Below are 15,100 nucleotides of genomic sequence, written 5' to 3' on the forward strand. Positions count from 1 at the left end.
CCCTCCCAAAAGGGAGGGAGGCCGAAGCCTCCCAGCCACTATTATTCCTCGACGTCACCCTTAACGAATGCTTCTGGACGGTACACGGCGAGAGCAAGACGCTCTTCCACGCGGATCGTCAGCATGTTCTTGACGAAGTCGTCTTCGTTCTCGCTCGAAAGCAGAACTTCAACATCCTGACGGTCAAAGATCTGAGCGGCAAGATTGAACGCACCGGTTAGGAACTCATTGACTGCCATGGCCTGTGTCTGAACAACTGGAAGATTCCAGAGGGTCGGAGCGGTCGAGCCCTGAGCGTTACCGATGATGTAACGACCTTCGCCGTCCTTCGTCAGTTCCAGCTTGGCCCAATCAGTTGGATTGAGGACGAAGCCAGTTGCTGGGTATTCGGCAAGAATGACCTGCAGTACAGCGAGGCGCAGACGATCGATACCGTTTGCGGATGCTGGCGTAAACGCTGGAGCAAAGGCAGTAGCCTGCGGCAGAAGGCCGTTCAGGTTCTGACCGGTGCCGTCACCGTTGAGCAGCTGGTTTTCTTCAACGAACTTAAGCCCGTACGTGCCGCGCGCATTGATGTACGAAGCCAGTGCTGGCGCGTCGTCCATGATCTGGCGAGACGCCTTGAAGATATGAGCGATCGTGCGAACAGGCGTCGTTTCAAGATCGAACGTAATGTCCGACTTCGGCTTCGGCGTAGTCGGCGCTTCGGCAACCGGAGCGGCGTTGTTCGTGAAGCCAGTTTCCTTCACATATTCGATGCTGTTGCTCGAGGTTTCACCCTGTGCAAGCAGATCACGGATTGTAAAGGTGCGGTTAGGCGGAGCAATAATGCCTGGCACGCGATGACCCGACACAAGCGACGTTGTATCCGAGCGACCGGCACCGACAGTTGTGTTGGCAGAAGTGATATCTGCGCGCTCGGCCTTTACGCGAACGGAACCACGACCGCCCTTGTCCATGGCGAGGAACTTTTCGGATTCGACCAGATAGTCGCCAAGGCCCTTAAAGCCAGCAGTTTCGACTTCTCTTTCGCGAGCTGCGCGCTTTTCCAAACCACCCAGCCGAGTTGCTACATCACCAAGCTGCGACAGCGCCTTATCGGTTTTGTCTTTTAGTTCGGCCGAGACAGTCCCAGCCTGTTCTAGCTTTGCAGTGTATTCGGAACCCAGATTGCCAACCTGTTCTTTGATGGCGGCAATCGACTGGCCAAGTTCGCCAATCTTTTCAGCAATATTCAATTCAGGCATAAAGCCCTCCTGATGTTAAATTTTGAACGATTTTGTTTCAGCGATGAGCTGATCTAGCGCCGCCGAAACAGCAGCATCCGCATCGACATCAGGTTCCCCCTGATCAGACTTGAGGTAGAGCCGAGCGGCCCGCTCTGCCTCTGAATTCGAACAGCCAACAAGACCCTTGAGGCCGTTCTCGAATTCACGTTTTGAAACTTCGTCACCAGCGCGGATCTTCGCGATAAGCGTGTCAGCATCCTGAGCACGCGCGGTGTTTGCAGCCTTGATGCGACGAATTGGCTGAGGTGTTGAATCGGAACCGTAACGCGCCAGCGTTTCATCCAGCGTGGCAATCCGATCAGCCATTCCACGATCAATCAGTTCCTGCGCGAAGAACACGCGACCTTGACCAAACCCGTCCTCTACTTTGGATTTCGTGACGCCGCGGCCTTCCGCCACTGCCTCAACAAAACGGCGATAAGAATAATCAACACGATCCTGAATAAATTGTCGGGCATCTTCACCCAAAGGCTCAACTTCGTTGCCTTCGACCTTGTATTTGCCCGCTGAAATATACGTGCGCTTCACGCCATTCTTTTCGAGATACGCAGAAACATCATCGTGTGATGTGTAAACGCCAATAGAACCAGCCCGGCCGGATGGCGTGACAACAATCTCGTCGGCCGCAGATGCAATCCAGTACGCTGCACTTGCCGCCAAACTGTTGACCTGTGCAATAATTGGCTTGTCACCGCCACGAAGGGCGCGGATTTCAGAAGCAAGCTCATCAGTGCCCGGAACAGCCCCACCCGGACTATCAATGTCCAGAACAACGGCCTTCACGTCATCATTGGCTAGCGCCTCGTGGATGCTTCGCTTCAGCGACTGGTATGAAACACCGCCGCTGATCTCAGACATGAGGTCCATGCGCTGCGCAAGTACGCCATAAACAGGGATGACAGCAGTTGCGCCCTCCGTTTTTGCGAGTTCATTCGCACGCTTGTTGCTGATGCGGACCGCGACCTCATCAGGCGAAAAGCTGCCGCCTTCTGCCTTAAACAGCAGGAAGGCGGTCATCGCTTCGAGTTTTTCAGGCGCAATTGCCCAAGGCTCGGCAGCGAATGCCGAGAGGATATTCTGATATTTCATTGAAATCCCTTAAGCAGCGCGCGTTTCGGGCGTGTCGTCAAGCGATGGTCCGCCGTTGTCGCCGATGCCGTGCAAAGGTTGCATTGTTCCGTTGACGATGAGCTGATCGCCGCCCGGTTTGGAGGCCTTGTTTTCGTAACTGCGGGCCTCATCTGGCGTATAAATGCCGGTGTTGACCATCTTCTGCAGGAAGTCAGCGCGCGCCTGGCTATCGCCTCTCAACAGGCCTTCCATGTTGAACTTTACAACAGTCGTTTTGCGCGTCTTTGCGTCCAACAAATCGCGATAGACTGCCGATTCAATGCTGCGCAGCAACGGAGTTAAGCAGGTCTTGGTGAACTGCAGGATCAGTTGTTCGATCCCGCTTCCCCACGTCGTCGTACCGTTTGAGGCATGACCGATCATGACAGGCGGAACACCAAAGATACGGCAGATCTGCTCAACGCTAAATTGGCGCGTTTCCAGCATCTGTGCGTCTTGAGGATTGATCGTGAGCTGCTGGTATTTAAGCCCAGCTTCAAGAACAGCAATCTTGCCGGCCTTCTCAGACCCGGCGAACTGGCCAAGCACTTCACCGAGCTGTTTACGCTGCTCTGATTTTAGGATCTGGTCAGATGAAAGAACGCCCGCAACCTGCATGCCGTTGGCAAACATCTTGCCAGCCGTCTTTTCACCCGCAAGCGCATTGCCGACAGTATTCCTGACAACGCCAATTGGCGAAAGACCACGATCACAGCCGGGAATTACCATCCCGCGAACGTGAAACATCTTGTCTTCGCTGATACGTCTGGTCGTGCCTGACTTGCCCTTAGACGTTTCAGTCACTTCGTAATAGCGATTGTTCCGATCGTCGCGGCAAACCTTCACGGCGAGCGGATGAAGTGGATTCAAAGCAGTAAGGCGACCGCCGTTCATCTTCTTTTCGGCAAAAAAATTGCCGTCAAGACAAAGACACATCGCAACCATGGCCCAAAAATCAGACGCAGTGTCGTCAAGATTGGGCATATCGTGAAGCAGTTCATAAAGGACGTTTTCACGATCGATTGTGACGCCGTCGTCTTTAAAAACGTTGCATGGCAGCGTTTTCACAGAGTTAGCTACGAGATTTACGCAGGCCCAAACAGCATCAAGCTCAAGAGCCTTCTCATAAGTGACTGTTTCACCTGACGTCGTTCCAAGGCTGAAGAAGCCGCGCCAGAACTCGCCGTCGGTGAGCTTGATGGGCTTTCCGACCCATCTATCAATGAAGCCCATATTCGCTCCGTCGTGAGTTAGGCGATGACGACCATGTTATTGATAAAGTCATCGAGGTTTTCTGGCTCGTCTGGCGTAACTTCGCGAGCCTTCAGGCCGATTGCCATCGCTGATGCGACGGCGCCGTCGATACGAAATCTAGTTTTGCTCTTATCAAGTTTGCGATTACCGGATGCGTCAGTTGCCACGATCGCGTTCGCAAAGCAGAAAGTCAGCACGGGATTGCCATCGTGCTTTAATCGGCGATGAATGACTGAAGCTTCAAGTGCTTCAACCGCTGGCGACATATCGCGATATCCCTGCCCCCACGGAACAAGGCGCAACGCGCCATCAAATGGCTTGTCCTTGCCGTCGATATAGACATCGACACCAATGCGCTGAAATTCGACCAGTAGCTGTTCAATGCGCCAGCGATCGTAAGCCAGCCCGACGACATCATACTCTTCGCGAATTTCAGCGATTCGCTGAGCAACATACGCATAATCGATAGCGCGGCCAGGAGGCGTATCTAGCCATCCTTCCGCTGCCCAAACATCGTAAGGTGCACGATCACGCTTTGCGTGGTCAATCAGAAACTCCTGAGGCTTCCAGTTCCACGCCTTTAACCTATCCTCACTCGCGTCGGCGCTCACACCGACAAGAGAGGTCAGATCATGCACGCCCGAAAGATCGAGGGCAAAAAAGGCTCGTTCTCCAGCTATAAGTGTTCCGCCTGTCTGGCATGCCTTCCATTCGGAACGAGGAATGAGCGGGGACGTCTGATCTACACGCTGGTTGAGATACAGGTTCCGAAAACTCGATTCCATTGTCTTCATGCGAGACGCCTGCACAGCAAGCGCCTTAAGATCTTCAATAGATCGAAAGTCTCCTAATGCTGGATTTGCCGCGGCCCACGCATCGACGTCCATGATATCGGCGTCATCATCCGCGCAATACAGGTGAACCAGTACCGTCTGATCGTCGGCTACCAAGCCATCATCAATCAACTTTGAGAGCGGGTGCTCAGGATCGGGCGACTGAGTAGAAATAACAATTCCAAGCGGCTCTTGCCGTGCGCCCTGCGAGGTGTTCATTACCTCATAGAGTTCTTGGTTTTTAGACTGAGCCAGTTCATCGTAAATCCAAACTGACGGGTTCAAGCCATGCTTTGTGCCTGCTTCAGCGCTCAACGCCCTGTAAAAGGAGCCGTTGCTCTTACACACGACAGTTTTCGTCGACGGTATCACGTCAAGCGCTTGGCTTAATTCTTCGTCGGCGTCCACCAACTGGCGAATGAATTTGAAAACCTGTGCCGCCTGCTCTCGATCATTAGCAGCCGAATAGATTTCGCCGTTCTGTATCGCCTCGGGCCCGATAAGATGGGCCAGTGCAATGGCAGCAATAATCGCCGTCTTGCCGTTTTTACGCGCAACTGACAGCAAAGCCCGCCTCACTCTTCGAAGGCCTTTCGCATCATGCGGCGCATACAAGTCGGATATGAACTGCTTTTGCCAAGGTCTAAGCAGTAGTTGACCACCTTGTCCTTCACCGCTCGGTACGCGCAGCAGCTCAATGAACTGGATTACACGTTCTGCACGGTTCAGCCCCAGTTGGGTTACGCCTTCACCGCGCTTTGCCCAATCAGGCCTGCGAACTTCGATTTTGGCTTCTCCTCTGGGGCAACAAGACCAGCACGCGATTTTGGGTCCAGCCCTAAACGGTCGCCCATTGCCATCATAATGCGTGCGGTTTCATTCTTGATCTTGAACCATGGATTTACTGACAGATTTCCAGTCGACCCCGGCACCAATGCCGGCAATGTCTTTAACGCTTCTGTCGCGCGTTTGTGGTCAGCCCATGCGGCTGCGTAAACGGCAATACCGCCCGCGTCTGTCGCCGCGTAAGTGCTTGGCGGCATAGCCGATACGATCATCTCGAAGCACTCGCGGGCATCGTCATCTAAATAGTTTGGATTATAAACATCGCCGTTCGGACGTATCGACGGGGCACGCTTCTTTCGCTTGCCCGGATTGCCCTTCAGCGCCTGAATTTCAGGCGTTTCAGGCCTTGGCCCTCTTGCGCCCATTATTCACCTGTAAAAAAACTTTGAAAACTTGCGGGATCGCGTTCGACAGTCCCTCGCCGTTCCGGCGCTTTCGACCTTCGTCGACTTTTTTGATGCCCCGGGGGTCAAACCGGCCACCCGTCGGCCCCAAAGGTCACGATGTCCTGACCTCGCTCCAAACGCTGCTTGGTTCGGTCATGGCACGTCTTGCAAAGTGACTGGAGGTTGCCTGCATCCCAGAAAAGGAACTCGTCGCCCTTATGAGCGATGACATGATCACACACGGTCGCAGGTTCTACGTCGCCAACCTGCAAGCAAAACATGCAAAGCGGTTGCTCGGTCAGTTGTCGCTCGCGCATTCGCTGCCATCGGGCAGTCTTATAGAGACGAAGCCATGTGCGTTGTTGCTTAGGCTGACAGCTCATCAATCAGCTTCCTAAGATATGCAGCGCATGACTGACCATAATCAGGCTCAACACCATTTTGCTGCTGTTCAAGGAACTTGCTGACAGTTTGCCACTCATGCTCAAAGCCGCTTGGATCTTCGGTATATCGACGCATCCATTCATTGAATGCATTTGCGATAATAGTCTGACCTGTGTTCATGATATTCTCCTCTTGAAAGTAACCAGCTTGGGTGCGCTTGCACTTAATCCACAATGTGTCGTGGCGGCAGAAGGCGTCGCTGGTCTTGTTTGGTTGCAGGAAGTGGATTCGAACCACTGACCTTCAGATTATGAGCCTGACGAGCTACCGGACCGCTCTATCCTGCAGAAACTGGTCAAGGTGGCAGGGCTTGAACCTGCGGCCTCTCGGACCCAAGCCGAGCGCTCTACCTGCTGAGCTACACCCAGATAAGATTTTCTTTCTGTTCTCAGTGAAACAAAACTCGTGGCAACACGTTTTCAAATAGCAAGGCAGCACACGCTGCAGACCAATTCATTTCAGAAGGAATAGTCTCAATGGCAAACGAACCAGAAAATGCAGTTGCAGATCAGATCAGCGAACTTCGTAGCCAACTGAGCAGCCTTTCTTCGCAACTCGCCGACCGACTTGGCAGCGCTACAGACAAAGCTGACAACGCTTTGTCGTCCGCATCTTCAGCATTTGAAGACGTAGCTTCGAATGCTCGCTATCACGGCGAACGAGTTCTTAATGCCGCTCGCGAAAATCCGGGTGCAGCAACTGCGACACTCGTGACAGTCGGCGTCATCGGATTGCTAGCTGGGATGATGCTCGGCCGTTGTCGCCGATAGTGGGGCAACCCTTCTTCGAGTTAACTCAAAACCCATTCGTAATTAGAAAAGGCGAAACCAATGTCCCATTCAGATCCACAGAAAGCTTGGAAGATAGCTGAAGACAACCGCGTCTGCTTTTATGGTTGGAATGGAAAACAGGTTCCAATGTCCCCAATCGTCCGCAAAGATGAAGGCGCGATCTATTTCCTTACCGACGCTCAAAGCGATAAAGTGACTGATATCCAAGGCCAGTCACCTGTGCAGCTCACATTCTCAAATGAATCCGCCAATGATTATCTGTTCATTGAGGGCAATGCTCAGGTATCCAACGATCGCGATAAAATTAAGGATGTCTGGACACCGTTTGCTAAGGCGTTCTGGGAATCCGAGAACGATCCGAATATCCGTCTGATAGTTGTATCTCCGAGCCATGCTGAATTTTGGGACGGCCCTGGCGCCATAACTGCCACTGCGAAGATGCTATTTGCATCCGTCACCGGCAAAAAGCCCGATATGGGCGACAATCGCGAAACCGGGATGTAAATTGATCGGCGGGGAGCCCGATAAGCTCAACCCGCCGTATCCCGTCTGCCGGAGGAGATACGGCGCCGGGGATTTGAAAACAAGCGTCATTGATCACGCAAAGCATGATAAGTGATGATGACTTGTGTTTTGATAGTTACCCCACACTCAGAGGCTGCACTTGATGCAGCATAGCGCAGGGTCCGTGGTCGGAACTGTTTGGGGTCGTAATGTCTCCATCTCGACCCCTTCACATCTAAGAACCATAACTATGCGGAATATGGACCTAAGCAGAAAATCTTTTTATGTTTTCTTGAAGATTATCATTGGCAGCAGTTAAGGCCTTCCGTCCGCCCTTGCGTCTCGAATATTCTGACTTGAAGCCCAAAGATATTCCCAAGCTTTCGTAGTTCCTCACCTTCCCATGTGCCGCCGTATCCATTACCGTTCTATCTCTCTCAGATAGCGCCTCGATGGCTTGGGCCCATATCTCGCGAACTACCAGGGCAGTAGAAACATCCTGCCACCCCATTGATCCAGATTCACCGGTTGTCGTTTTCTTCATCCCAAGAAAGCTATCTGAGATACGGTTGCCTGCATTGGGTAGGCCGGGCGGGCATCTTGTTACTGGCGGCAGCACTGGCGTGTTTGCGTATGCTTTTGCGAGGTCTTCTTTCGCTTGGTCATGCGTTTGGTATGTCCGCTTTGTCTTTTTCCCTGATGGAATACGCTCTCGGCGCTTCAATTCGAACGCAGCTAGAAAGTAGCTATTACTTGCTGTAACTTCGGATGGGTTTTCATCTCCGCCTAGCGTCCTGCTCTCCTGTTCGCGGCATCCGAGCATTGCACCCGCTGGCATTCGATGTTTGGTGGCGATTACCTCGCCACCGGGTCCATATTTATTTCCTGCCTCAACTTGCGTTCCATCGCTGAATTTGAGCCGGCCTATACGAACTATCTGACCTAGATCATTGCGCTCGATGTCCTCACTGCTGACATTCCGCATGATTTCCTCAACGGTCGGAAGTATCTGGATGCGTCGCTCAGTATGCATCTTCGATATCACCTCTGGTTCGTTGCTATTCTCAGGCACCACATTCCAGTTTGTTGAAACGGGTATGATTTCGCTTTCGGGCCGGTTTTTGTAAGCCATTAAAGCAGTCATGGCTCCGGCAAGGGACTTGTGCCTACTCATGCTGCCTTCCTGACTGCTACCGCCGAATTATCATTGGCTGCGGAAGGATAAAGGCGCTCTTGTTCATGCCACCACGACAAACCCTGCTCCGCTCTCCAAGAGAAATATTCTTTCAATTTACCAGACCACAATGCGGAACCGTAACGGGAAGCGTCTTCTGATGTCAGTTTTTTGGCTTCATTGGCGTCGTTTTCGACTGGCGACACTTCTGCAATTACCCGCCTCAACAAAGAACTTGGGGTCACGGTGTGCCGTTCTACAGATACAGGTGATCCAAGCTGTCTCTTCCTTAAGGCCATTCCGCACAACTTTGACCAATAGAAGCCTTCAGGGATGATTTTGTTTGTTACTGCGTTGCTCACACAATTCTCCTCGTGTTTGGTTCGTCAATTAAGCGGCTTGGCTTGTCGCGCTTTCACTCAGCCAGCCTTTAACCAGCCTCACTGCCTGCTCCGCTGCATCGTCTTCGGTGACTGCCCTGACGACCACAACTGGAAAGCCAAGTGCATCAAGCAACGGATGGCGGGTTGTCTGACTAGGTTCGAGCTTGGCCTTGCCGACCTTGTTTTCAATTTGCCGCAGCACGCCACCGTAGAGATATATCCGGACGTCTGCTTCTCCCGGCGTCAGCCCTGCCGCTAATGCCTCTGCTCTTGCCTTGGGTCCACGCTTGGCTGCGTTTTGATCTCCGGCCAGTGTGAATGTTCCCGGCCGCACGTCTCTCGCTGTGTGTACGTATTCCGGCAATCTGCGCAGGCTGCGAACTTGTGCAGCTTGCAGTTCCCACTCCAGAGGCAGGGCAGCTTTCGTGGTCACCTTGCCATCGCGTGTCGTGATGATTGTTCGGACGCCATTAATGCGGACCGTCTGCGTCGTGGCTTTTGTTGTGCTTGGCTTGGCACTGGTTGTCGATTTGAGCTTGCTGGATGACGCGCCTTTCAGCGCACGTCTTCGTGTCATGGTCCCTCCTCGTGTTCATGGTGCGTCAGCTTGGTGGGCTTCCGTTGGTAGCGGAAGAATTCACATCATGGTGGGAGTGACAGGCAGGTCAAGCGTCAACCGGCATAATTTCAACCAACCTCAAATCAGGTTGTATTTTTCAATCAGGAAATTTTCTCAAAATTGCGTAGTTCTCAAACGCATAGAACTACGCGCTGCGCGCTTTGTGCGTAAGTTTCTATATAAGAACTCTTACGCACTAAAAGCAGCGTGCTTTTGCGCAAGTCTTTTTAGGTTTTTTGAGACTTACGCAGTATGACTTACGCGTTACCTATGGTTGTATTTTGATTGTGACAGTGGGTTGTAAATCAGGAGAAAGCGGACACTATGTTCGCAACTTGTTCCCCTTGATTTGTGAGTGCAACTCAGTTTTTTTACCTGTTCAACGGGGGATAAATTGAATGGCGCCACGCACCATCGCTTTGATCGGCAGACATATAAACAGCGACTATGTTAGCAACATAGATTTTGAATCAACATCAACACTGCTTGATTGGGATATTACTATTTTCGTCCCTGAGATTGGCGAGAATTTCGGATATTACGATGAGTATCAAGGAAAACCTAGTCTCAACGAAAATGAAAGTTTTCGCCTGACTGAACAATGCGAACACTGGAGAAGAGAAATAAAGTTAGCCGTCGACTCCGGAAAGACGGTTATTTGTTACTTGTCTGAGCTGCGTGAGTTTTACGTTGACACAGGCAAGCGAAATCATTCAGGCACGGGTAAAAACCGGCAAACAACGCATATCGTCAGTCTTTACTCTAATTATCATTGTTTTCCGCTCGAGGCACCTGCCAGAAAAGCGAGTGGAACGTCGATGAAGTTATCTCCAAAAGCAACAGCTCTTTCGGATTATTGGAAGACATTTGGAAATGTTTCGACGTTTCTTGTTACCCTAGGTGGCAATCCTCCGTACGCGCCAATCACAACGAAGACGGGAGATCTACTAGTCGGGGGGATCTACAGCACGTCGAGTGGTGGCAGCCTTGTACTTCTTCCGTCATTAGACTTCTACGACGATGCCTTTTTCACTAATGGTGAATACAACGACAATGCTAAGCAGTTCGCTGACAGGATAACCCATTCTTGGCTAGGGATCGACAGCACTCTTCGATCCGATGCAGAGGTCACGCCTACGCCCCAGTGGGCTGATAGCGACTCTTTTTTACTGTTGGAAGAGAAGAATCTAAAGGCTTCTTTATTGGCCGCTGAACAGAGACTAGTTGAAGCTCAAAAACAAAAGGAACAGGCATCAGACGCCCTAAGAGAAGTTGGCAGTCTAAGAGGATTGTTGTATGAAAAGGGTACCCCCCTTGAAGGGGCAATTATAAAAGCTCTGCGCGCCTTAGGCTTTGAGGCGAATAACTATAAAGACGCCACATCTGAATTCGACGTAGTCTTTTCTTGTCCCGAAGGGCGGCTTCTAGGTGAGGCAGAGGGGAAAGATAACAAGCCCATTAATATTGATAAGCTTCGGCAACTCGCGATGAACATTCACGAAGATTTAGAACGTGAAGATGTGACTCATCAAGCAAAACCGGTTTTATTCGGAAACGGATATAGGCTGCAAAATCCCAGCGAACGAAGCACGCAATTCACAGAAAAGTGTATTTCTGCTGCCCAATCATCCGGTACGTGTTTAGTTCAAACATCCGACCTCTTTCGCGTGGCGAAATATCTTTCTGATGTGAATGATCAAAACTTTGCAAAAATCTGCCGGGAAACCATTTTAACATCTGCTGGGATAGCAACATTCCCAGAAATCACTATTGAAGAGCACGACGAAAAAATTAATTTAAAATCATTAGAGAGCAGAGAATAGCTGCAGCATCTTATACAAAAAGCGCCCCGTAGGACGCTCTTTCTTATTATTATAGGATCATCACAGGCCGTATTGCTTGCGCGCAATATCCCCAAGTCCAGCTGCATCCAGATTTTTCAGTGGCGCAAGAAATGTGACCTGAATTACGCCCGGGTCACGACCAATCTCAATGGCTCCGTTGACAGTTGCCCGATTACGGACCTCTGCGACTGTCATGCCAAGGAGCTTGGATGCACGCTCCAGACCGTTGACGATAGCGGCATTCATATTTTGTGCAGTTCCAACGACAGAAATCGGCGCCACTTCCTCAGTTCTTTCCACGCCCCATTGTTGTGCTAATTTGGACGCTTTCTGCTTTTCTTCCTCGGTGAATGGGCGGGCCAGAGGAGGCAAGTCTTCCAGTAGTGGAAATAATACGGGTCCGTCATTGTTGTATTTTTTCAGTACTTCAACCTGAAGCGTCACACTTCCTGCAACATCCATAGTGTGACCAGCGATTTCTCCATCGCCCTGCGACGCATGCATGTCGCCCATATAGACGCCAGCGCCCTTAACTTTTACAGGACAAACTATAACCGCACCTGCACGAACAGCGTCGATATCCATGTGTCCATCAGTCTTATGCTCAAGAAGCTGTTCTGGTGTAAGCGCGTAACTGTGAGGAGCACCGACAAGGAAGGAACCGAAATCACCTGCATTGTGCGAGTCTGGCATCGCTATGGATGGAGTTGTGCCTAGCTGACCCAAGAACGGCCGCATTCGAACGATCGCGCCAACAAGGTCAGCAGGAGCATAATTCAAGATTGAGTGCTGCACGGAGTTGTCTGGCAATGAGGCATAGTGATCTGCATTTTCGGCAATCTTACGTGCTGCATCCTGCGGTAGTGTCACGCCTATTGACTGCGTATCATCGAAAATGACCGTATAACCGTGCTCCATGGTGAACGGCTTTATGGGTTCTCCACACTTGTCACAGCGGACGGAATCCTGCCCCACTCCTTCGATATGTGTTTCAGGCCAGACTTCGTCGCAGATAGGGCAGCGGGCCGCCACGAAGGGGTCGCCCAAACAAAACTGGTTCGAAACTGTGTCATGACCTGAAGCTGTCGCTAGCGACGTGACAGATATGTCTCGAATACGAATAACTACGCCATCACCGACCTCAGCTCCATCGATGAAAACGGGCTTGGTTACCTCATGACCACCACGCAACCGTGGGGTTATCATTGGCCCCCAACAGCCGGGAGCAGTATTTGATATGATTGTGCCGCCGCTTTGCAATGGTCCGAGCATTGGCTCGTTCGGGTCCAAAACGCTATTCGTGAACCCATCAACCACAATGCTCCGCTTAGCGCCAGAAAAGTTGCCATCCGCCATAACAGTCTCCCTTTAGTTTGTTCTGACTGTAGCTTTCACAAAAGTTTTTTCTACCCAATTTTATGCGTCTTTACGCCGCTCGAACAAACGTCGTCGCCCTGCGCTGAACAGGATCTCGGTCTTCCACCTTCATTAAGAAGCCCTCCGCGAACAGCGCCTTGGTGATCATCCCGACACGCTTCTTGTCGGTCTCTTCATCGACGTCCAGCTGCAGCGCATACGCAACGGCACGCCCAACCCAATCCTTTGCCTGCGGTGCTGGCTTATACATGCCGCCGTTCACAACACCACGGATTGCGTCGCGTTCGTCTGCAGTCAACGTTTCTGCAACTTCCTCGCTCGTCGGCCATGCCCACGAAGTCACGACCGGTGCATGATCCTGAGGCTTGGTCAGGCCTTGCCCATTCCCCAGCGCGACACTTTCCAGCTTCCGCCAGTCAGCCTTGTGCGACAGCGCCGACAAGTTGGACTTGCCATAGACCACGCTGAAATATGAAAACCGCGCTTCGTGTGTAAGGCCGGCCTCGCTGGCTTGCGCTTCCGACATGCGGTTAAGCACGCGTACCGAACGCGCTGCGCCGATCAGCGAAACTGCACCGCGTGCATCTTCTACAGTCGCTTCACGATCGCTCACCTTGCGCAGATGATGCACGATGTCGATTGAGCAGTTCGTGCGATCCGCGACCTGCGCCCAGAGCTTTGCCACCTTGTCGATTGCACCGTTGTCGTTTTCATTCACCTGGTGCGTCGACACGAACGGATCAACAATCATCACGTCAATGCCGAGCTCAGAGATCGTTTCAACGACAGCTTCAACAACTGGCTCCTGAATGCGCACGCCTTTCTTGTCGTCGATCGCAATGACCAATTCCTGCTCGCGGCCTGTGTCCAGAAACAGATGCCCATCGATATCAGCTGGCTTCAGATTGAAATGAATGCATGCCGCCATGATACGGCGCTCAAGCTCGTCGCGCGGATCTTCGGCATTGAACAACCACACCTTTAGACGCTTCGGAGGCTTCGTGCCATTGAGCGCTTTACCTGACGCCATGGCCAGCGCCTCGACGATGCTGTTCGCAGTTTTGCCGAGCCCCCCCGGCGCGACTGTCACCGAGACATACTTCCGAATGAAGTGTTTGCCGAACGCAAATTCGCGCCGTGGTAGCGTCGCCGGGTCTTTCCAAACGAAAGGCGTCGCGATGATTGCTCGTTTGTTTTCAGTGGCTTGCTCCGGTTCGCTTGTAGATGAATCAAATCTCGAAACTGGCTCGTCAACAGCATCAGTGCGCGCCTCAGCTTTGGCCAGTCCATTGGCAATCATGCGGCTGATATCCACCAGACGTGTGTTGTCGTTGTCATTCTGCGGCACACTACGCGGGCTGCGCGCACCGGCTGCCAAGCCGTTGTCGATGGTCTTGACGCAGCGCGGCCAATCTCGGCCCCATCCTCGTGCCACATCTTGCAGCAGGGCGCGTGCTTCGGATTCAGCCAGAGCGCCAGCCCCGACAAAAGTGCCCAAGCGGAACGCAGCATCGTTCAGGCGGTTGTTGCGGTTGCCCATCGGTTCAAGCGCAAGATCGTCCAGCTCGGATTGAACTGCACGCTCGACATAACGGTCGTTGATCTTGCCGCTGACAGACGGTGCCGCGGTGTAAGTGCTTTCGTATGAGCGCGGCAGCACAAGCTCCAGCAACCATTCTGGCGCGTCGACCGGCTCTTGCTCAGACACCCAGCGATAAGGCAGGCCGACCTCCGGTACGCTCCCGGCTGCAATGACATACCCTCCGTCACCGCGCACATCGACGCCGGAGCCAAGCGCGCCGCGGTTGCGAACGCCCTGACGATGACGAAAGAAATAGTGACGGCCGCCGCTCGTGGTTTCTGCGGTCAGTGTTGCAGGCAGCGCGCCGTGTGCAGCCTCCAGCGCTGCAAGTGTTTCGTCACCGCCGTGTTTCGGGTCGATATCGAGCACCCATGCGCCAATCGGGGCACCGGTTGGCACCCCGATCATAGCGGAGGGATTGCGGCGCCAGTATTCGCGAACAATGCGCTCGTTTAGCGTTGCTCCACGGAACCCGTTTGATGTCAGAGGCGTTTTAGTAGCGAGGATTTCAATTTCGCCGGTTTGTGGATCGATGATTTTCTCGTCGCAGTGGCGGCAGGGAAATACTGGCCAGTTTTGCGCCTGATACGACAGCGCAACATCGAGCATTGGGTCGGTATTGAGTTCCTGCAAAATATGCATAAAATCTCCGTCATTAATGGGG

At 52.4% G+C, this 15,100-nt stretch carries 15 protein-coding genes and 2 tRNA genes; 3 read left to right on the plus strand and 14 right to left on the minus strand.

From position 1 onward, the window contains the following. Positions 1–41 precede the first annotated feature (41 nt). From RI570_RS17320 to RI570_RS17360, 9 genes are all read right to left on the minus strand, one after another. The gene (locus RI570_RS17320) at positions 42–1,247 is read right to left on the minus strand and encodes a phage major capsid protein (RefSeq protein ID WP_313829889.1); all 1,206 of its coding nucleotides are present in this window, start codon (positions 1,245–1,247) and stop codon (positions 42–44) included. Positions 1,248–1,262: 15 nt separating this feature from the next. Next, complete coding sequence (sppA, locus tag RI570_RS17325; RefSeq protein ID WP_313829890.1) at positions 1,263–2,378, minus strand: signal peptide peptidase SppA; 1,116 nt, start codon at positions 2,376–2,378, stop codon at positions 1,263–1,265. A 9-nt stretch (positions 2,379–2,387) separates the two neighbouring features. Then, complete coding sequence (locus RI570_RS17330) at positions 2,388–3,632, minus strand: phage portal protein (RefSeq protein ID WP_313829891.1); 1,245 nt, start codon at positions 3,630–3,632, stop codon at positions 2,388–2,390. 17 nt (positions 3,633–3,649) lie between these two features. Further along, complete coding sequence (locus RI570_RS17335; protein ID WP_313830083.1) at positions 3,650–5,272, minus strand: terminase TerL endonuclease subunit; 1,623 nt, start codon at positions 5,270–5,272, stop codon at positions 3,650–3,652. Continuing rightward, entirely contained in the window at positions 5,227–5,697 is a 471-nt protein-coding gene (locus RI570_RS17340) for a P27 family phage terminase small subunit (protein WP_313829892.1), read from the minus strand. The genes RI570_RS17335 and RI570_RS17340 overlap by 46 nt, the downstream gene beginning before the upstream one ends. A gap of 104 nt (positions 5,698–5,801) precedes the next feature. After that, positions 5,802–6,101: an HNH endonuclease signature motif containing protein gene (locus tag RI570_RS17345; protein WP_313829893.1), complete on the minus strand. Its 300-nt coding sequence runs from the start codon at positions 6,099–6,101 to the stop codon at positions 5,802–5,804. Beyond that, positions 6,085–6,282, minus strand: a complete 198-nt coding sequence (locus RI570_RS17350) for a hypothetical protein (RefSeq protein WP_313829895.1) — start codon at positions 6,280–6,282, stop codon at positions 6,085–6,087. Before RI570_RS17350 ends, RI570_RS17345 begins: the two co-directional genes overlap by 17 nt. A gap of 90 nt (positions 6,283–6,372) precedes the next feature. After that, positions 6,373–6,449 (minus strand) — tRNA-Met (locus RI570_RS17355). 5 nt (positions 6,450–6,454) lie between these two features. Then, positions 6,455–6,530 (minus strand) — tRNA-Pro (locus RI570_RS17360). Between the two features lie 108 nt (positions 6,531–6,638). Here RI570_RS17360 and RI570_RS17365 point away from each other — a divergent pair. Next, positions 6,639–6,932, plus strand: coding sequence for a hypothetical protein (locus RI570_RS17365; protein WP_313829896.1), 294 nt, complete (start codon positions 6,639–6,641; stop codon positions 6,930–6,932). Between the two features lie 60 nt (positions 6,933–6,992). Next, on the plus strand, positions 6,993–7,457 hold the full coding sequence (locus RI570_RS17370; RefSeq protein WP_313829898.1) for a pyridoxamine 5'-phosphate oxidase family protein: 465 nt from the start codon (positions 6,993–6,995) through the stop codon (positions 7,455–7,457). 265 nt (positions 7,458–7,722) lie between these two features. On the opposite strand, the gene RI570_RS17375 is transcribed toward RI570_RS17370, so the two are convergent. The 3 genes from RI570_RS17375 to RI570_RS17385 are packed head-to-tail and all read right to left on the minus strand — an operon-like array spanning position 7,723 to position 9,591. Further along, on the minus strand, positions 7,723–8,631 hold the full coding sequence (locus RI570_RS17375) for a hypothetical protein (RefSeq protein WP_313829899.1): 909 nt from the start codon (positions 8,629–8,631) through the stop codon (positions 7,723–7,725). Then, positions 8,628–8,993 (minus strand): hypothetical protein, encoded by a 366-nt coding sequence (locus RI570_RS17380; RefSeq protein WP_313829900.1) that lies wholly within the window; start codon positions 8,991–8,993, stop codon positions 8,628–8,630. The genes RI570_RS17375 and RI570_RS17380 overlap by 4 nt, the downstream gene beginning before the upstream one ends. Before the next feature lie 28 nt (positions 8,994–9,021). After that, on the minus strand, positions 9,022–9,591 hold the full coding sequence (locus tag RI570_RS17385; RefSeq protein ID WP_313829902.1) for a VRR-NUC domain-containing protein: 570 nt from the start codon (positions 9,589–9,591) through the stop codon (positions 9,022–9,024). A gap of 440 nt (positions 9,592–10,031) precedes the next feature. On the opposite strand from RI570_RS17385, the gene RI570_RS17390 reads away from it, so the two are divergent. Further along, positions 10,032–11,456, plus strand: a complete 1,425-nt coding sequence (locus tag RI570_RS17390; protein WP_313829904.1) for a hypothetical protein — start codon at positions 10,032–10,034, stop codon at positions 11,454–11,456. 60 nt (positions 11,457–11,516) lie between these two features. On the opposite strand, the gene RI570_RS17395 is transcribed toward RI570_RS17390, so the two are convergent. Together RI570_RS17395 and RI570_RS17400 are read right to left on the minus strand one after the other, a co-directional pair. After that, positions 11,517–12,833, minus strand: coding sequence for an acetamidase/formamidase family protein (locus RI570_RS17395; protein WP_313829906.1), 1,317 nt, complete (start codon positions 12,831–12,833; stop codon positions 11,517–11,519). Between the two features lie 70 nt (positions 12,834–12,903). Then, positions 12,904–15,078 carry a bifunctional DNA primase/polymerase gene (locus tag RI570_RS17400; protein WP_313829907.1) on the minus strand — a complete coding sequence of 725 codons (2,175 nt, stop codon included), beginning with the start codon at positions 15,076–15,078 and terminating at the stop codon, positions 12,904–12,906. Positions 15,079–15,100 lie beyond the last annotated feature (22 nt).

The organism is Brucella pseudogrignonensis, assembly GCF_032190615.1.
Lineage (GTDB): Bacteria > Pseudomonadota > Alphaproteobacteria > Rhizobiales > Rhizobiaceae > Brucella > Brucella pseudogrignonensis_B.